This is a genomic window from Ruegeria arenilitoris (genome assembly GCF_013030985.1).
GTDB classification, from domain to species: domain Bacteria; phylum Pseudomonadota; class Alphaproteobacteria; order Rhodobacterales; family Rhodobacteraceae; genus Ruegeria; species Ruegeria arenilitoris_B.
The window spans coordinates 1-18129 of the sequence record NZ_WPYP01000006.1 but is presented as its reverse complement, the minus strand read 5'-3'; the positions used below and the strand labels follow the sequence as shown (position 1 = coordinate 18129).

The following is an 18129-nucleotide window of genomic DNA, read 5'->3' as shown; positions in this document are numbered from 1 at the left end:
TTAGGCAGCCAGAGACAGTTTCGACAGGGCTTCACCCATGACAACGCGGCCACCAACGCGGCGACGGGCGATCAGCTTCACGATGTCATTCACCGCGCCGGTAATCTCATCTTTGATGAGTTCGAAAGCGATGCGATCCCCAATGGTGTATCCGGTATAGAAGTCGCCAAACACGATGGGTGTGTTCCCTGCGCTGGGGTCGGGCATGTCAACGGCTTCGAGAACCGGGCGGCCCATGATCTGCGGAGGTTGGCGACCAGCGATACCTTCCTGCCAAATATACTGACCATTGCCATCCTTGAGCTTGCGCACCAGCGCCATGGTCTTGCGGTTCATCATCCACGCACCGTTCAGCGCGTAGGCGGTTTTCAGTGAGTAGAAATGATCAATCAGCGTGTCACCGTCGATTGCACCAACCTCGTTGTTGGCGACTTCGTTTGAGGTCAGCACACCTTCCGGCTGCGTGGTGCCATTGCCGTTAATGAACCATGAGGATTCTTTCTGACCGAACCGGCGTGCGATGTGGTTGCCAAGGTATGCGGACAGGTCAACGTGAGCGTCTTCCAAGAGCGTTCGAGTCACAGGAACCACGACACCAAGTGTGTAGTTCTTCAGGTCGATTTCCTCAAAAGACGGTTCGCTTTCCGGCTTTGCATCGGTCTCACCGACTTCGGTAGGATTGACCTCGTCCACAAGGCGGGGGATTTGGAGGCTTGAACCGCTCATCTGGATTTTCTGAGCTTCGCCACGCATCGGCGAGAACTCGGCTACCTTTTCCAGAATGGTTTTGCTGACAGCATCAGGTGCTAGAATGCCGCCGGTGCCGGAACCATAGGCCAACGACTTCACCTCTGCGGCGAAAGACTTCATCTCGTCTTCGCCCATGACGGGGTTTGCCGGGCCGGTGATCTGGGGCCGGTTGCCTTTGGCTTCCAGTTTGTCCAGGCGCGCAATGACCTTGTCGAATGCCTTGGTGTCGATCTGAGGCACTTGCGGCGTGTCGTTGGCCGGGGTAACGGCCTTCTGCTCGGTCTCGATTTCTTCGTTTTCCAATTTGGGGGTCTCCATAGAGGGGGTCAGAGGGTCATCCGATTTAAAGGACGTGATCTGTGCGCCCGGATGACATGGGACGGCGACAACAGAGATTTCGTGCAGGTGGGCAGCGGTGATGGTGCGGCCCTTGGCGTGGCGTTTGTGCTGTTTGGTGACAAAGCCGATGGACAGGCCAGACACGGCATTGCTGCGGATCATGGCGCGCACTTCACGGGCACGCTCAACGTCATCCACCAGCAGGCGGCCTTTGACAGTCAGGCCTTCGTCGGTTTCCGCGATCTGATCCCAAACGCCGATGACTTGCCCCTGATCGTGGGCAAACAGCATCGGCAGGTTTTCGGGGGATGTGAGCGCACCCTTTTCAATCACATCCCCAACCCGGTCAGCAGAGCCAAACGGCCATGCAATCCCGGTGATTTCGCCTGCGTCAGTAACTTCGAATGCGGCTTTGATCTCAATACGGTCAGTCATGCGGCAGCCTCATTCAGAGCTGCCGACATGTCGCCTGTTTGGGCTGCATCGGTTGTATTGGTAGTGTCAGATTTGCCACCCCAACGGGCATCTAAAATGTCCAGTGCCAGCGGATACAGATCGTCAATCGGAGTGTTCCGGGCATAGGTGTCTGTGAGTTGTGCAGCACGTTCCGGCTTGGTGCCACCACCAATCAGACCAAGCCGGATGATCTCGATCAGATCAACCAGTTTGAACTGCATGTTCACGGCGCGCAGGTAGAACGCACCAATGCCAAGATCGGCAATGCGCTCAAGCTCAGTGATCATGTCATCGGTCAGGGCAAAGGTATAATTGCCATCGCCGAAAAAGGCGGTGTGGGTCAGGTTCATTCAGCCTGTTCCTTCTGGGTCGTGGTGTAGGGGTTGCTCAGCTCGTCACCGCCTTCACGGGGCGGCAGGTTGAGGCCTGCGCGAACGTCGTTGGCAGACAGAACACCCATGCTGCGATACTGGCCGTATGCGGTGGCACGGGCAGCGGTGTCAGTGGTCAGCAGATCGTCGGTGACGGCTTCAAAGTAGCTTTCGCGACGTTCTTCGGGGGTCAGAAGGCAACGCGCGTAAGCCCATGACCAATCGGTTAGCCACGGCTTTAGCGTCATGTCGTAGAACTGTCGGTTGAGCTGTTCCAGATTTGACCAAGTGGCGCGGCTCAGTTCACCCAGCATCGCGGCCGGGATATTGAACACACGGGCGATTTCTCTGATCTGATCCAGACGGCTTTCCGCAAACTGAGCGTCGGCGAGACTCAGGGAAATAGGCCGCGCTTTCATACCTTCATCCAGAAACGCAGGCTTACCAGTATTGTCGCCAGAAAAGCAGAGTTCCCAATCGCTGAGAATTTTCTTCTTTGCTTCGGCGGTGAGCGCTTTCTCGGCTTCGATGACGATGGAAGGGCGCGCACCGTTCTTTAGTTGCCGGGCCATGTAGGTTTCAAAGGTCAACGCCAGCGCAATTGCTTCGCGACCCATGGCTATAGGTGAAACACCGCCTGAAACTTCGATGCGTAACACGTCGCGATATGACCAACGCTCTTGGCCTTGGTCAGTCGAAACCAGATAGAAGGGTTCCCCATCCGGTTCGAAGCGCTGTTGAATTTTGCTGGGTTCCAATCTGCGGAACTCAAAAGGAGTTTCATCGTTGAGGCGGGTGAGAAGGGCGTGGCCTGAGCCATGCAAAAGGGCATCGCGCGTTAGCTGCTTGCGAAGATCGTTTGCATTCGTCCACTCGTTCGCCTCATCATGCACAAGGCGATATACTGGATGATCTTTCAGTGTTTCCTTGGATGCCCGGTCATAGAGCTTAAAGGGCAAATCGCCGATTGTTTCCGAGATAAGCGACACCGCACAGTTCACAGCGGGAACGCGCATGGCGTTGCTGGGGCCGACCGAAACGCCAGATGCGGTTGGCGTCACCCCAAAGAAGGGAAACACGTCTGTGTCGGTTAGGGTCAGCGCCTTTTCTTCAACGCTGAATCCGAGTGCTTTTTTGATCTTGGTAAGGGCCATGCGATCCACGTGAGAATAGTAGTGTGGCAAAAATACCACACTGTGAATCGCGGTTAAAGAAAAAAGTTACGTTTGTAACTAGATGGCCGTCAGCCTAGGTCGTATGAGGGCAATTTGTTGATTGCGTCGATTTTGGTTTTGAGCGTCACGTCGCCGTAGTCGTCACCTGCCGTTTTCCCGGCGTGGCCTTGGATGGCATCAACGACGCGATCTGAGATACCAAGTTCGCGGCACTGCGTTTTGAAGCGGTGCCGCCACGCATGGTTAGGTAGCAACCCTTCCGGGGTCAGCCCGGACTTGCTCAGCCATGCTGCCACCTGATTTGCGATACGCTTCGCCTTGCGTGAATAGTCCTCTTGTTTCGTGCCGCCGTGGAACATCGGGCCGGATTCATGGGCTTCAACAAAGTCAATGAAGCCTTCGCTTATGATCTGAGGATGCAGCGGGGCGTCACGATACCCACCTGTCTTAACCGAACCGGCGTCGGGTGTGATCCTAATCACCCATTGCCCGTCGATCTTACGCACATCCTCTTTGCGAAGCTGGGTAATCTCTGAAACGCGCGCACCAGTGAAGGCGCAGATGATAGGTGCCCATCGCTTTGCAGCGACCAAGTGCGATTTCTCCCTGACGTAGCCGCGCTCATCTTCGTTGGGTTTATAGGTGCGGCTGGCTTTCAAGACCTTGTTCGCTTCGGCCTCTACATAGCCGCGTTCCCGAGTGTGCTGTTTCTTGGGCTTTGCTTGCCGCACATTGGCAGCCGGGTTCTCAGTCAGAATTTCGTTCTCGACTGCCCATGAAAACAGTGACCGGATCGTTGAGAGGTATACATCGCTCACGGTCTTTGCGGACAAGTCACCCATCAGGTGATCACGCCACGCAATCAGGTCTTTCTTGGTGACCCGTGTGGCATCGTTATGTTTCAGGTATTTGACGAGCTTATCAATGACCGGCTGTTGTCGGCCAGTGCCAGACCGCATGAACCCGGCTTGCTGCCGGTGCGCAACGTAGTCTTTCCAGAGCTGTTTGATACTGACCGGAGTAGGGGCGTTTTCCGGGGGCTGTGCGTCCACAATGATCGGCGCAGTGGGTGTGCCGGTAAAATCGCCTTCGTCGCGCTCAGTGGCGCGCGCAAGGGCTTCAAGCTCTGCTTGGCAAAGGGCACGGGCTATCGCTCGCCATTCGGTGCTACCCGGTGCTGCGTCCAGACTGCCAGCAGCCCGGAAACGTTCAATTTGTGCACCGACCAGCTCACCCAGCTCGGCGTCGTTGGCGTTCCCGGCGATGGCGGTGCGTAAGCGGTCAACTAACAGATCATCAATGCCTACAGCAGAGTAGCGAGGATCGTTGCGCAGTTGGTCATCCAAGGCGACGCGCTGGTGGTAATGGCTGTATGCGATCTGACCCGGTGCCAAGGGATAGCGGGCAGGTGTGGCGCGGCCCCGCTCGCTGTTCAGCTTCTGCTCAGCGAGTGCGATCTGGTGTTGAAGCTGTGCAACGGCACCCGGAAGCAGCTTGAGCGCCTGACGATAATCGCCACCCAAAGCGGTGCGCAGCTCGGTCTTGCCGATGATTCCACGTAACTCTTTCGGCACCACAAGCCGGGCATGATACCGACCAGAACGGTTGACGAGGTTGCGAACTTTGCCTGCCATGGGAACACCTTTTGTAACCAAAGTTGTAACCTTCAAACGGACATACGTCCTTGTTTGCAAGGCTTTTCTTTTAATTCAAAAGGTTAGGATGGTGGGTGATGAGAGACTCGAACTCCCGACATCTTCGGTGTAAACGAAGCGCTCTACCAACTGAGCTAATCACCCGTGACGGTGCATGTAGCCAAGCCAGCGCGCGGGCGCAAGAGGGTCTGGCACAATTTCTTTGATGCAACGCCGGGTCAGGTGGATTCCGTTGACCCTGGCCCTCGTATATTTCGTTCATTTTCCGCAGGCTGCGCCCCTGGTCGAGGGGAAAGGCGCTTGCGTGTCATGGGCGCCCTCAGATATTCCCGAAGGGACTGTAACCTTCCAGACGGGAGAGCACATGATCCTGTCCCTTGCCCGCCGATGTGTAATCGCGGCTTTGGTTTTGGGCACCTTGACGCTGGCCCCGATCCGGGCCGGAGCGGGAGAAGTTTTGGTTTTCGCCGCCGCCAGTCTGAAAAACGCTCTGGACGAGATCGCGCCAGTTTTCGAACAGCGGACCGGGCATGAGGTGACGGTGTCCTATGCCGCCTCATCCGTGCTGGCGCGGCAGATTCAGCTGGGGGCCCCTGCTGATCTGTTCATTTCGGCGAATGTGGACTGGATGAATGTTCTGCAAGATCAGGGCCTGATCAACCCGGAGTCGCGGGTGGACTTGCTGGGCAATGAGCTGGTTCTGATCGGCAGTGCGGGTCAGGATCAGATCGGCCGGATGCAGCCGGATGTCGATCTGTCTGCAAAGCTGGGGAGTGGGCATTTGGCGATGGCGTTGGTCGACGCGGTGCCAGCGGGGATTTACGGCAAGGCGGCTTTGCAGAATCTGGGGCTGTGGGAGGATGTGCAGACCCGGATCGCGCAAACCGACAATGTCCGTGCGGCCCTTGCGCTGGTTGCGGCAGGGGCGGCACCGCTGGGGATCGTCTACCAATCGGATGCGCAGGTCGAAGACCGGGTTCAGGTCGTGGCCTCGTTTCCACCCGATTTGCACCCGCCGATCATTTACCCGGCAGCCGTCACCGCCACTGGCTCAGTCGAAGCAAAGGCGTTTCTGGACCATCTGCAATCGGACACTGCCCGGGCAATCTTTACAAAACAGGGCTTTGCCCTGCCGGGGCGCTGACGGATGGATTGGTTGGGTCCGGCAGAGCTTGAGGCGCTCAGACTGTCGTTACGTGTGTCTTTCTGGGCGACGCTGGTGACCTTGCCGTTTGGTGTTTTTGTCGCTTACGCGCTGGCCCGCTGGCGGTTTCCCGGGCGCCAACTGCTGAACGGGCTGGTGCATCTGCCACTGATTATGCCGCCGGTGGTGACCGGGTATCTGCTGCTGCTGACCTTTGGTATCCAGGGGCCGCTGGGCAAGCTGCTCGCCGAATTCGGCATCGTCGTGGCCTTTCGCTGGACCGGCGCGGCGCTGGCGGCGGGGATCATGGCCTTTCCGCTGATGGTGCGCGCCATCCGCCTGTCGATCGAGGCGGTGGACCCCAAGCTGGAGCAGGCCGGGGCGACACTGGGCGCGTCTCGGCCCTTTGTCTTCGCGACCGTCACCCTGCCAATGATCCTGCCCGGCGTGATCGCCGGTGCCATCCTCGCCTTTGCCAAAGCGATGGGAGAGTTCGGGGCCACGATCACCTTTGTCTCGAACATCCCCGGCCAGACCCAGACTCTGCCCTCGGCGGTCTATGCCTTTCTGCAGGTGCCGGGGGGCGAAAGTGCGGCGACGCGATTGGTGATCGTTTCTATCATCATCGCGATGGGGGCACTGTTGCTGTCGGAATATGTCGGTCGTCGTGCGGCCGCGCGGGTGTCCGGGTCATGAGCCTGTCCGTCCGCCTGCAGCACGATCTGCCTGATCTCACGCTGGACCTCAGCTTTGATGCGCCCTCGGGGGTGACGGTTCTGTTCGGGAAATCCGGGTCGGGCAAGACCACCGTGGTCAATGCCGTGGCCGGTTTGCTGCGTCCCAAGGCAGGACGGGTGGCCGTTGATGGGTGGGAACTGTTCGACACCGAACAGAACCTCTGGCTGCCGCCACATCGCAGGCGCTTGGGTTATATCTTTCAGGAAGGCCGCCTGTTCCCGCATCTGACCGTGCGGCAGAACCTGTCCTATGGGCGCTGGTTCGCGCCAAAACGGGCACGTCGCGAGGACCCGGACAAGGTGATCGAGATGCTGGGCATCGGCCATCTGCTGGACCGACGCCCCGCGGGCCTGTCGGGCGGGGAAAAGCAGCGTGTCGCCATTGGCCGCGCCCTGCTGGCCAGCCCGCGGCTGATCCTGGCAGATGAACCTCTGGCCGCGCTGGACGACGCGCGAAAGGCCGAGATCCTGCCCTATTTTGAACGCCTGCGGGATGAGGTCTCGGTGCCGATTCTCTACGTCACCCATTCCGCGGCCGAGGTCGCGCGGTTGGCAACCTCGGTTGTTGCTTTGCAGGATGGCAAGGCAGTGCGGCACGGCCCGGCCTCCGAAGTGATGGCCGACCCGTCGATTGCCCCGGCGGGCGTACGGGCCGTGGGGGCGGTGCTGAAGGTCCGGGTCCGGGACCATCACGCGGATGGGTTGACCGAACTGGATGCCGGCGGCGCGCGCTTATTCCTGCCGCGCATTCCGCATCAGGTGGGGGAAGAGCTGCGCATCCGTATCCCTGCGCAAGAGGTCATCCTGTCCAACAAACGGCCCGAGGGGCTGTCGGCCCTGAACATGCTGGAAGGCGCGGTTGATACGATCCGCGCGGGCGACGGGCCCGGAGCCATCGTCTCGGTCCGGACCCCGGCAGGACCTGTACTTGCGCGCGTCACCCGCCGCTCGGTCGAGGCGCTGGGACTGGAGCCCGGCAAGCCGTGCTTTGCGGTGATCAAGACGGTTGCTCTGGCGCCGCAGGACGTCGGCGGGCGGTTGGGGTCCCGCTAAGCCCGGACTTTACTCATAAGCCGGGCCTACTATGATTTATGGAAATGTCCGAGTGTGTTTAAAGCCAAGGATTTATTGCTATGCGGTTTCTCAGAATTTCTGGCGCAGTTGTTCTTCTTTTGCTGCCAACGCTGGCGCAAGCCGTGGGAATTGGTTTTGCCGTCAGGCCCGGATACCGTGCAACGGTCACGCAGTTGAAAAACGGCAATTACCAGGTGGCCACTCATGGCTCGTCCGCAGCAATCGCCTATTGGTGCGGCATCGGAGATTTTGCCATCCGCACCCTCAGGCTGCCGACGAACCAGCGCATTTACGTCGCCAAAGCCTATGACAAGCAGACACGGACCGTTCAGTTTTCGCTGACACCGCCCGAGGGCGGTGACACCTCAAAGAGTTATTCGATCTCGGTCAGCCGTGTGGGTGAGAATATGTCGGCATCCGGTGCACAGAGCCATTGCTTTGACAACATCATGGATTTTGACTTCTGAGTGAAATCAGACCCACTTGGCCAAGGGGGGCAGGCTCATCAGCACTGCGTCCGGGTCGTGGCCTGTTTCCAGCCCGAATTTGGTGCCCCGGTCGTAAACCAGATTGTATTCGGCATAGAGACCGCGATGCACCAGTTGGGTGTTCTTGTCGTCGTCGCTGAATCCCTGCACGCGGCGCTTTTCCACCAGGGGCAAAAAGGCAGGCAGGAAAGCGCGACCGATATCCTGTGTCAGCGCGAAATCCGCCGCCCAGTCACCGGTGCAGTAATCATCCATGAAGATGCCGCCGACCCCACGGGCGCGTTTTCGGTGCGGGATATAGAAGTATTCGTCGGCCCATTCCTTGAGGCGCGGGTAATGCCCCGGCCCGTGCGGGTCCAGGTGCGCCTTCTGCGTGGCGTGGAAATGGGTGGTGTCGTCATCGTATTCGATGCAGGGGTTCAGGTCTGATCCGCCGCCGAACCACCACGCGTGCGGCGTCCAGAACATGCGGGTGTTCATATGCACCGCCGGAACATGCGGGTTCTGCATATGCGCGACCAGCGATATGCCCGAGGCCCAGAACCGCGGATCATCCGCCATGCCCGGAATACCCTTGCGGGCAGCCATCGCCTGCTGCGCACGGGCGCCCAGCGTGCCGTAAACGGTCGAGATATTGACGCCGACCTTTTCGAAAACCCGCCCGCCGCGCATCACCGACATCAACCCGCCGCCCGCGTCCGAGCCGTCCTCGGACTGGCGCGTGGTTTCCTTGACCTCGAACCGACCGGCCGGGGCATCGGAAAACGGCCCGGTGTCGTGGCTGTCTTCCAGCGCTTCGAACGCGGTGACGATTTCATCACGCAATTGACGGAACCAGGCAGAGGCGGTGGATTTCTCGGTGTCGAACATGGGGATCAGTGGGCCGGGGCTGCGACGGGGTCCAGCAGGGTGCGGCCGCCGTCAATGGTCAGAATTTGCCCGGTGATGAACCCGGCGGCGTCCGAGGCCAGATATTGCGCTGTCTCGGTCAGTTCCGAGGGTGCGGCGATCCGGGCCAAAGGGGTGTGTTTTTCGATATCGTCGCGGAAATCGCGGTTTTCTTTCAGGGTGGACTGCAGCGAGGCACTCATCACCGAGCCCAACGCGATGGAATTCACCCGGATACGGTTCGGGGCCAGTGCCACGGCCAGCGAGCGGGTCATCTGATCCAGCGCGGCGGTCGATACGGAATAGGCCATCAGGTCAGGGTGCGTACGCCGGGCAGCAATCGATGAAAGGTTGATGATCGACCCGGCCGGATTTTCGTCATCGTCTCCGGCCTGCTTGATCATCCGTTTGGCGACAAGTTGGCTCAGCCGAAGGGCGGGCATCAGGTTCTGGTTCAGTAAGGTGCGGACCGAGTCATCTTCGGTATCCAGTGGATCGGAGGGGATCACCTGCCGCGCGCCGTTGATCAGGATGTCCACCTGATCGAACGCGTCGAGGGTGGCCGACAGCAGGTTAGCGATGGTTAGCTTTTCGCGCAGGTCTCCGGCGAAGAACCGGATGTTGCTGTCATCAGCCTGCTCGCCCAGTTCCTCGGTCAGCCGTTTTTCGTCCATATCGGCAAACATCACATTAGCGCCTGCATCGGCAAAGTGGCGCCCGATGGCCAGGCCGACCCCATTGGCCCCGCCGGTCACGATTGCGGTCTTGCCAGCTATGGAAAAGGACATGCGTATTCTCCTGAGTTGCGGCGCAGGTTAGCCGGGATCACCGCCGAGGGCGAGAGGCATGAAAGACCTTGAACCGATTGTCGCCGGTCACTTCTTCGACAGCGGCAAATGCGTCGGTCAAAGCGGCCTCATACGGCAGGTGGCGGTTGGCCACCATCCACAGCGAACCATTGCGGGTCAGGTTCCTGACGGCCGACCGGATGAAGCCTTGTCCCAGTTCGGGTTCGGCGCTGCGGCCGGTGTGGAAGGGCGGGTTCATCACCACCGTATCGATGGGCTCGGACGCACGCCACGTCACTGCATCGGCCCAGTGAAACTGAGCGCGCGGATCGGCCACATTGGTGCGGGCGCAGGTCAGGGCGGTGTGGTCGGCCTCGACCAGATGCAGGGCCTTCAGGCCCGCAGCCTGCAGCAACCCAGCAGAGAGGTATCCCCATCCCGCGCCAAGGTCAGCGACACGGGCGCCCAGCTTGTCGGGCAGCGCCGCCAGCAACAGTGCCGAAGCCGGATCAATGCCATCTGCCGAGAACACTCCTGGCGCGGTCTGAAAGCCGTCTGCGGTCTGATGCTCGGGCGCGGCCCAATCCGCAAAAGCCCGGCGATCCGACTGGAACCAGAAAATCTTGCCATGGGCCTTGGAGATCGGCCCTTCGATCGCGACGCGTTTGCGGATGTCTTTCAACAGGCTGTCCACGCCATCGGTCTTGGCACCGTCCACGACGACGACTCCACTGGCGCGACAGCACGCCTGATGCACCATCGAACGCGCCAGCGCCTTGGCGCGCGGCAGGATCACGATGGCGTCCTGACAGGGATCATCCGAATTGGGCACGACCGGGAATCCCTGATGGGCGAAGTGATCGTGAAACGGTTTGAACGGCTGCACCACCTGCGTTTCACGCGGCAAGGCCGACAGGTCACTGGCTGTAGTCGGCCCAAGCACCGTCAGGGGTTGCGTCAGCAGAAGGCCGCTTTGCAGGGCAAGATCAAGACGAGGGGACATGAGCGAATTCGAAAGAGCAGCGCGGGCTTACTCTTCCCGCTCCATTGTGCATTGCAGCGGGTGCTGATGCCTGCGGGCGAAATCCATGACCTGACCCACTTTGGTCTCGGCGATCTCGTGGCTGAACACACCCACGACCGCGACGCCTTTTTTGTGGACGGTCAGCATGATCTCGAACGCCTGCGCGTGGGTCATGCTGAAGAAACGTTCCAGCACATGCACCACGAACTCCATCGGGGTGTAGTCGTCATTCAGCAGCAGAACCTTGTACAGCGGCGGGCGCTTGGTCTTGGGGCGCGTCTGTACCAGGACCGACGACTCCGGGTCGTCGTCGTCCGGTTTGTCAGACATGATCCATTGGTGTTCAAGCATTGCGTTCTACTGTCCGATTCAGGCTTCGGTTTATCTGTGCGCTTATATAACGTCGTACCAGCCAGAGAAAAGAGCCAGCAGGACGTATTCGACATGGGTCAAAACCTTACCACAATCGGCTTCGATGCGGATGATACTTTGTGGCACAACGAGCGTTTTTTTCAGCTGACGCAGGCTCATTTCACCGATTTGCTGGCCGATCATGCCGAGAAGGACCATCTGTTGGAGCGGCTTCTGGCGGCCGAAAAGCGCAACATCCGGCATTACGGATACGGCATCAAGGGCTTTACCCTATCGATGATCGAAACCGCGATCGAGGTGACCGAAGACCGGGTTCCGGCCTCGGTCATTCGCCAATTGGTCGAGGCCGGGCAAGAGATGCTGGCTCATCCGATCGAGTTGTTGCCCCATGCGCGCGAAGCGATCGAGGGTGTCGCGGCGACTCATCAGGTGGTGCTGATCACCAAGGGCGACCTGATCGATCAGGAACGCAAACTTGCGCAGTCCGGGTTGGGTGAACTGTTCGACGGGGTCGAGATCGTCTCGGAGAAAACGCCGCAGACCTATCAGCAGATATTCGATCAGTACGAGGGCGGGCCTGCATCGGCGATGATGGTCGGGAACTCGATGCGGTCCGACGTGGTGGCCCCGATTCAGGCGGGGTGCTGGGGCGTGTATGTTCCGCACGGTCTGGTCTGGGAGGTCGAGCAGGCCGAAACGCCCACCGACAACCCCCGTTACCGCGAGTTACAGGATCTGGGCCAGCTGTCGAACCTCGTTCAGCGTCTCGGTTGATGTTGCCGAATGGTCTCAGTTTCGAAAATTCGACGCAGAGCGGCGGCATTTTCCGGTCACATTCATGGATGTGGTGGGGCAGGGGGCGTGTTTGGCCATATGTTGTAGGCTACGCGAAGGGCAACCAAACAGCGATTTGATCAGCTTTTGGTTTATTTCATTGGGTCCCTGTGCTAGCCTTGAGGGCAATAAAATAATTACAAGCTGACCGGGAAAACCCGGCGGCCCGAGGTAGACAGAGGCAAAGATCGTGCAGGTTCGGCGGACAGTTCCGGCCCGAATGGGCTTATTTCTTATAGCATTCTTGTGGCTGCTCTCCTTTGCGCCGTTGCAAGGGGTGGCCGCACCATATGCGGCGATGGTGATCGACGCGCGCACCGGTGAGGTGCTGCATTCGCGCAACGCCGATACAAGGCTGCACCCGGCTTCGCTGACCAAGATGATGACGCTCTACATCGCGTTCGAAGCGGTGCGGAACGGCGAGATTGACTTGGATACGCAGGTTCGTATCACCAAAAAGGCCGCGTCCGAGCCGCCCTCGAAACTGGGTCTGCGCACGGGGCAGACAATTGCCTTTCGCTATCTGATCCGCGCTGCGGCAGTGAAGTCGGCCAATGACGCCGCCACCGCCATCGGCATCGCTATCAGCGGCTCCGAGGCCGCCTTTGCCCGCCGCATGACACGGACGGCCAAGGCCATGGGCATGAGCCGCACCACCTTCAAGAACGCGCATGGCCTGACAGAATCGGGTCACCTGTCCACGGCGCGGGACATGACCACGCTGGGGCGCCATCTGCTGTATGATTACCCGCAGTATTACAACTTGTTCTCGCGCCAATCGACTCATGCGGGGATCAAGACGGTTCCGAATACGAACCGCCGCTTGCTGGCGGCCTATAAAGGCGCGGACGGAATCAAAACCGGCTACACCCGCGCTGCGGGCTTCAACCTTGTGGCCTCGGCCAAGCGCAAGGACGAACGGATCATCGCCACCGTGTTCGGCGGCAAATCCGGCGCATCGCGCAATGCCAAAGTGGCCGAACTGCTGGACATGGGGTTCCGCCGCGCCCCGTCGCGGGCACCAATCCGCAAACCGGCGCGTCCGGTTTATGCCGGGAATGCCGGGCTGGGCGCGACCGTCGCGGCCCTGACCGGCGCGCCGAAAACCAGCCTGCGGCCAGTGCTGCGCCCTGGACCTGGTGCCGCTGTGCAGGTGGCCGGTACCGTTGCGGCGACTGCAGCCAAGAATGGTGCGCGTATTCAGAACGGTATTGCCGCAGCTATTGCAGCTGCAGATGTCCAGTCGCCGACCGACGACACCACGCGGCCCGCTGCGCGGCCGGAGGATCTGGTTCTGGCGTCGACCGATCCGACCGTACAGCCCGAACCTGAACAGGAAATCGTCACACGCCTGTCCACATCCGGCGGGCATCTGTGGGGCGTAAATGTGGGCCGCTATACCACCCGATACGAGGCGGAAAAGGTTTTGTTGAAAACCGCCCTGTCGGAAATGACCACTCTGGAAGGAACACTGCGCAAGGTGAACCAAAGCTCGCGCGGGTTCGAGGCGACGTTCCAGGGCATGACCCGCGAACAGGCCGATCTGGCCTGTCGCAGGCTTCAGGCCCGGAATGTCACATGTTTCATGATCGGGCCGTCATAAGACCCGACATACTCTCTCCTGAATGGGTCTGGGCTGCGAGGAAACTCGCAGCCCTTTTTTCAGGGGGCCTTAATCGAACACATGCCCGTGCTGGTATTGTTCGTCCTGCCCGGCGGCGGCGGTCAGGGCGGCCACATTATCCTTGGTGAAGAACCCGTCATAGTGGTGGCAGCGCTCAATATACTCGGTGATCAGCAGCGTGTATTTCGAGTGTTTAGAGAAAATCTGCTTCAGGTTCGGGTCGTCTTTGCATTCGCCGACCACATGCGCCAGGAACGCGACGCCCTTGTCCTTGAGCGTGTTCACCACGAAATCGACGTTCTTTTCCCCTGCATTGTGATCGCCATCCTGAATCTCAACCGCCATGTGATGCAGACGACGGCCGAAATTGCGGACGAAGTCCTCGGTCGGCATGGGAAGTTGTTCAAAGGAATTGACGAAGGAGGGCGTGTTGTTCGCCGTGAAAACTTTCGCAGGGGACTTCTTGTCGTCATCCACGTTTGCGTTCCGGTTCACGTTTGTCGACGAGTTCATGTCAAAGATGTTGTACGCCCCCCAGAAATAATAGGGCACCATGGTCAGAAACTCGAGGATCGCGTCCTCTCGCTCGCCGGCCAGAATGCGGGTGGCAAGGTGGTCGATCCCCAGCATCAGGGGTGAGATCTTGCTGTCCGACCCAAATGCGGCGGCCTGATCCAGCTGCGCCTGTTCCGCGTCGCTCAGCAGTACGCGATCCCCCAGCCCCAGGCTGTCGGTGTCGTTGAAATCCAGCGTGGAGTAACCAACCCGGTTGCAGGTGAAATCGGAAGGGGTGCTGAAGCAAAACCCATCCAGCGTATAGAACGGATTCTCGGTATCACCTTTATACTCAAAGCGGATGTTCTGATCTTCCAGAGTCTTGCTGAGGGCATTCAGATCGGTCGCGCCATAGACTTCGCCGACATAACGGGTCTGCGGCGTGTTGCGCGCCATCGGATACATCCGGTTGATGCGTGGGATGAAGTCCTCAAAGCTGGGGTTCAGCGGGGCCATCACGATCATGGCCGGGTAATCGGGATGCGAATGCAGGACCGAGAATTTGTGGGTTTGCCCCAGGTAAGTCGCCGTATGGCGATACGGGGTCATCACGTAAAGCTCGGTCAGCGTATCAAACAGCGCCGTGGTTTCCACCTGCAACACGATCGCCCGCATCGGGCCGACCTGATCGGCAACACCTGAACTGGTGCGCCGCTCGTAGATCATCGGCAGGTATTCGTTGAAAAAGTCCGAGTTCTTCTTGTCCCCTCGGGGTTGGTAGGACATCAAATCGAAAGACATTAAAACACCTCCTTGCGCTTGCCCGGCGGCAGTCGGGCGCGGCCTTGCTTGGATTTCCAATAATCAGAACATGCACTTGCAGGCATGCTAGGGTTTGAAATCCAACTGGGCAACAGTAAGAAAGTGGGGTGCCTGTCTTACGACCAAATGGCTATCGGGTGAATTTTGTCACCTCGACCCCGCCTGCGATCAGGTTCTCGCGCACCGATCGGGCGATTTGTACCGCCGTGGGCCCATCACCATGCAGACAGATCGTGTCAATCGAGGTCTCCAGCCGTTTGCCGGATTCTGTGATGATGGCGCCCTCGCGGACCATATTCAGGATGCGCGGCCCCGCAAGATCGGGGTCGTGGATAACCGCGCCGGGCAGGCTGCGATCAACCAGCGTGCCGTCGTCATTATAGGCGCGATCCGCGAAAATCTCGCCAACCCAATTGCAGCCCAGCTTACGCACGGCTTCTTCTTGTTTTGTCACGGCCAGCACCATGATGATTATGTCCGGGTCGACATCCAGTGCGCCTTGATAGCAGGCCCGCGCCATGTCGATATCGACCGAGCACATATTTGCCAGCGCCCCGTGCAGTTTCAGATGCCGCACTTCGGTCCCGACCGCCTTGGCCATGCCCATCGCCGCCCCCAGCTGAAAGCGTACCAGATTGCGCAAGCTGTCATGCGGCACCTTCATATTGCGCCGACCAAACCCTTGCAGGTCGGGAAAACCGGGATGCGCGCCGATTCCCACTCCGTTCTCAGCCGCCATCGTCATCGTCTTTGCCATCACGTCCGGGTCGCCCGCGTGAAAGCCGCAGGCGATGTTGGCCGAGGTGATGATCTTCAGCAGGCTTTCATCATCGCCCATCTTCCAGGGGCCAAAGCTTTCCCCCATATCGGCATTCAGATCGACGCTGGGCATCGGCAACACTCCTTACTCGGTGGCAGAGATCATTCCGCCGATCAATTGGTAGGACAACAGGTCCGGGATGTCATGCGGGTCACGCACCAGCGGTTCAACCCGCGCCCTGAGCCGAGACAGGTCGGCTAGGTAGGCTGCGTGCAGGGTGACGGCTTCGTCCATCGTCACGAATTCGAACCGTATCTGACCGCCTGCCGGGGTCTGCGCCGCGCGGGGCAGGTCGCAGGGCAGGACGGTGGCAATGCGGGGGTACCCTCCGGTGGTCTGGCATTCGGGCAGAAGGATAAAGGGATTGCCGGTGCCGGTCATCTGGATGTCGCCCGGCGTGATGACTTCGGACAAGATGTTCAGCTGGCCTTTGGCGGCAAAGCCCTCGCCATCGCTGTCCAACTGCATCCCCATCCGGTTCGCCCGCGCCCCGCGCCGGAATACTGTCTGGGCAAAGCGATCCAGTGTGTCCTGATCGAACAAGGGGGTCTGAAAGCTGGCAACCACGCGCAGGGTGCCCCCGGTGAAGCGCTCATCAGGTCGCAGTTTCATTCCGGTGCTGCCCGAGTGTGGGCCGGTTGGCAGCATGTCACCCGTCTGCACTGCGCGTCCGACCTTCGCTGTCAGGTGGGTCGAACGCGACCCCAGAAACAGTGGCGCATCGATTCCACCTTCGACGTGCAGATAGCCATAGGTTCCCTGCGTCACCGCGCCGATTGTCAGCTTCTGTCCGGTCTCAAGAGTATGAGAGGCATTCCAGAAAACCGGACTGCCGTCGATATTCGCTGACATCGGCGCGCCAGTCAGAGCGATGCTGATCGGTTGAGTGGCCTCAAACGTGCCGCCCATTCCCGCCATTTCCAATGCGGCGCAATCAGGGCTGTGCCCCAACAGGGCGGCACCTTCGTGAAGGGCCAGTTGATCCGCTGCACCGGACCGCGACAGGCCCTGATCCAGATAACCCGAGCGCCCCTGATCCTGCACCGTGCAGGCCGGTCCGATCTGATGCACCAGCAAGCTCATGCGGGGATCTCCGTGCAGGTTGCGCCGCCCGTGCCATCATTGGTCTTGCGGATGGCTTCCAGTTCGTCCCGGCTGACCGGAAGGAATTGCATCTCATCCCCGGGGCACAGGGCAAAGCTCTGTTCGGCGTCGGAACGGAAACAGCGGAATGCAGTCTGGCCCACATGTCGCCACCCGGTTGGGGTCGGACCTGAAAACAGCACGAATTGCGAGATCGCCAGTACCAGAGCCCCTTCAGGCACCATCGGGGTCAGTTCCTTGAGTCGCGGAATGTTGAACTCGGGCCCCAGAGGGCCGAGGTAGGGCTGACCGGGCGCAAAGCCGATAGTCAGCACGCGCACACGGGTATTGCTCAGGCGTTTGATGGCTTCGGCGGGCGATAGCCCCGCTGCGGCGGCGGCCTCATCCAGTTGCGGCGCAAGCTGGCCGCCATAGACGGTCGGCACCTTCCACAGACGACGCCCAGCGGGCAGCGACGCCTGATACCAGTCCTGCTCGCGCAGCATCTGCTCAAGACGTGACTGGATTTCTAAGTGCGGCAGGCGAAGTGGGTCAAACCGGACATAGGCCGAAGCAAGAGAGGCCGAAGTCTCCGCCACACCCTCCCAGTTCCGAGAATCGATAGCGTTGCGGAACGCAAGGGCGGCGCGATTGGAAGGCTCTGCCATCGTATCTGCAAACGAAACCAACAGACCGTCCAGGCCAACGGTTCGTATGCGCGGGAAAGGGGCAGCCTGCTTAGGTGTCATATCATGATGCGTCTGGACGTTTCTTTGCGGCGAGGTGAACTTATCCAGAGCCAATGCGCAAGCCCCGGGCTCGGGCCTGTGTCGCTTTCCACGTCCAAAATACGAGTCGAGTCGGCAAAATCGGCCGAAAACTGAATCGATTTCCAGCGACCGAGTCGGGCTGGCCTTGTGGGTGCGGCCGACGGACTTACTATATATGGGGTAGGTGTGGACGCGGCCGGATGAGAGCTCTGTGTTGCATCACCGGCATTTGGATGATCTGGCAGGGATTTCTCTGTTGGCGTGACGGTTAATTATTTGAAAATACTCATAAAATAAAGAAATTGCAAAAAAATCGCGCAGGATGTGATTTTCCACTTGCGGCTAGTGCTGGTTATACTTAGAACCCCCTTCACCGGCGCTGCTGAGGCGGTGCTGACGGGTCGGAGAGACGGCCTGACG

Annotated in this window: 18 protein-coding genes and 1 tRNA gene; 6 read left to right on the top strand and 13 right to left on the bottom strand. The window is 59.6% G+C overall.

The window, feature by feature from the left end:
* The 5 genes from GOX88_RS12915 to GOX88_RS12895 form a co-directional block, all read right to left on the bottom strand.
* Entirely contained in the window at positions 1-1524 is a 1524-nt protein-coding gene (locus GOX88_RS12915; RefSeq protein ID WP_170402311.1) for a phage major capsid protein, read from the bottom strand.
* Positions 1521-1895, bottom strand: coding sequence for a gene transfer agent family protein (locus GOX88_RS12910; protein ID WP_170402308.1), 375 nt, complete (start codon positions 1893-1895; stop codon positions 1521-1523). Before GOX88_RS12910 ends, GOX88_RS12915 begins: the two co-directional genes overlap by 4 nt.
* Complete coding sequence (locus GOX88_RS12905) at positions 1892-3070, bottom strand: phage portal protein (RefSeq protein WP_170402305.1); 1179 nt, start codon at positions 3068-3070, stop codon at positions 1892-1894. Before GOX88_RS12905 ends, GOX88_RS12910 begins: the two co-directional genes overlap by 4 nt.
* An 89-nt stretch (positions 3071-3159) precedes the next feature.
* On the bottom strand, positions 3160-4725 hold the full coding sequence (locus tag GOX88_RS12900) for a DUF6538 domain-containing protein (protein WP_170402302.1): 1566 nt from the start codon (positions 4723-4725) through the stop codon (positions 3160-3162).
* A gap of 89 nt (positions 4726-4814) precedes the next feature.
* Positions 4815-4890: transfer RNA gene (locus tag GOX88_RS12895), tRNA-Val, on the bottom strand.
* A gap of 220 nt (positions 4891-5110) precedes the next feature.
* On the opposite strand from GOX88_RS12895, the gene modA reads away from it, so the two are divergent.
* The 4 genes from modA to GOX88_RS12875 all read left to right on the top strand — a co-directional run bounded on the left by modA (position 5111) and on the right by GOX88_RS12875 (position 8168).
* A complete protein-coding gene (gene modA / locus GOX88_RS12890; RefSeq protein WP_170402299.1) occupies positions 5111-5890 on the top strand; it encodes a molybdate ABC transporter substrate-binding protein in 780 nt (259 codons plus the stop codon).
* Positions 5891-5893: 3 nt separating this feature from the next.
* Entirely contained in the window at positions 5894-6586 is a 693-nt protein-coding gene (gene modB / locus GOX88_RS12885) for a molybdate ABC transporter permease subunit (RefSeq protein ID WP_170402296.1), read from the top strand.
* Positions 6583-7680: a molybdenum ABC transporter ATP-binding protein gene (gene modC / locus GOX88_RS12880; RefSeq protein WP_170402293.1), complete on the top strand. Its 1098-nt coding sequence runs from the start codon at positions 6583-6585 to the stop codon at positions 7678-7680. Before modB ends, modC begins: the two co-directional genes overlap by 4 nt.
* Positions 7681-7760: 80 nt before the next feature.
* Positions 7761-8168 (top strand): hypothetical protein, encoded by a 408-nt coding sequence (locus GOX88_RS12875; protein ID WP_170402291.1) that lies wholly within the window; start codon positions 7761-7763, stop codon positions 8166-8168.
* 6 nt (positions 8169-8174) lie between these two features.
* On the opposite strand, the gene hemF is transcribed toward GOX88_RS12875, so the two are convergent.
* From hemF to clpS, 4 genes are read right to left on the bottom strand one after another with little or no spacing between them, the layout of a single operon-like run.
* Positions 8175-9059, bottom strand: a complete 885-nt coding sequence (gene hemF, locus GOX88_RS12870) for an oxygen-dependent coproporphyrinogen oxidase (RefSeq protein ID WP_170402288.1) — start codon at positions 9057-9059, stop codon at positions 8175-8177.
* A gap of 5 nt (positions 9060-9064) precedes the next feature.
* Positions 9065-9865 carry an SDR family NAD(P)-dependent oxidoreductase gene (locus tag GOX88_RS12865; RefSeq protein ID WP_170327058.1) on the bottom strand — a complete coding sequence of 267 codons (801 nt, stop codon included), beginning with the start codon at positions 9863-9865 and terminating at the stop codon, positions 9065-9067.
* Between the two features lie 37 nt (positions 9866-9902).
* The gene (locus GOX88_RS12860) at positions 9903-10868 is read right to left on the bottom strand and encodes a class I SAM-dependent methyltransferase (RefSeq protein ID WP_170402283.1); all 966 of its coding nucleotides are present in this window, start codon (positions 10866-10868) and stop codon (positions 9903-9905) included.
* A gap of 27 nt (positions 10869-10895) precedes the next feature.
* Complete coding sequence (gene clpS, locus GOX88_RS12855) at positions 10896-11240, bottom strand: ATP-dependent Clp protease adapter ClpS (protein WP_170402280.1); 345 nt, start codon at positions 11238-11240, stop codon at positions 10896-10898.
* Between the two features lie 93 nt (positions 11241-11333).
* Between clpS and GOX88_RS12850 the strand changes: the two genes are divergently transcribed.
* Entirely contained in the window at positions 11334-12035 is a 702-nt protein-coding gene (locus GOX88_RS12850) for an HAD family hydrolase (protein WP_170402278.1), read from the top strand.
* Positions 12036-12315: 280 nt separating this feature from the next.
* On the top strand, positions 12316-13698 hold the full coding sequence (locus GOX88_RS12845) for a D-alanyl-D-alanine carboxypeptidase family protein (RefSeq protein ID WP_170402275.1): 1383 nt from the start codon (positions 12316-12318) through the stop codon (positions 13696-13698).
* A 69-nt stretch (positions 13699-13767) separates the two neighbouring features.
* On the opposite strand, the gene GOX88_RS12840 is transcribed toward GOX88_RS12845, so the two are convergent.
* The 4 genes from GOX88_RS12840 to GOX88_RS12825 form a co-directional block, all read right to left on the bottom strand.
* Positions 13768-15015: a hypothetical protein gene (locus tag GOX88_RS12840; protein WP_170402272.1), complete on the bottom strand. Its 1248-nt coding sequence runs from the start codon at positions 15013-15015 to the stop codon at positions 13768-13770.
* Between the two features lie 151 nt (positions 15016-15166).
* Positions 15167-15928, bottom strand: coding sequence for a LamB/YcsF family protein (locus GOX88_RS12835; protein ID WP_170402269.1), 762 nt, complete (start codon positions 15926-15928; stop codon positions 15167-15169).
* A gap of 12 nt (positions 15929-15940) precedes the next feature.
* Entirely contained in the window at positions 15941-16939 is a 999-nt protein-coding gene (locus GOX88_RS12830; protein WP_170402266.1) for a biotin-dependent carboxyltransferase family protein, read from the bottom strand.
* Complete coding sequence (locus tag GOX88_RS12825; protein ID WP_170402263.1) at positions 16936-17688, bottom strand: 5-oxoprolinase subunit B family protein; 753 nt, start codon at positions 17686-17688, stop codon at positions 16936-16938. Before GOX88_RS12825 ends, GOX88_RS12830 begins: the two co-directional genes overlap by 4 nt.
* Positions 17689-18129: the final 441 nt, after the last annotated feature.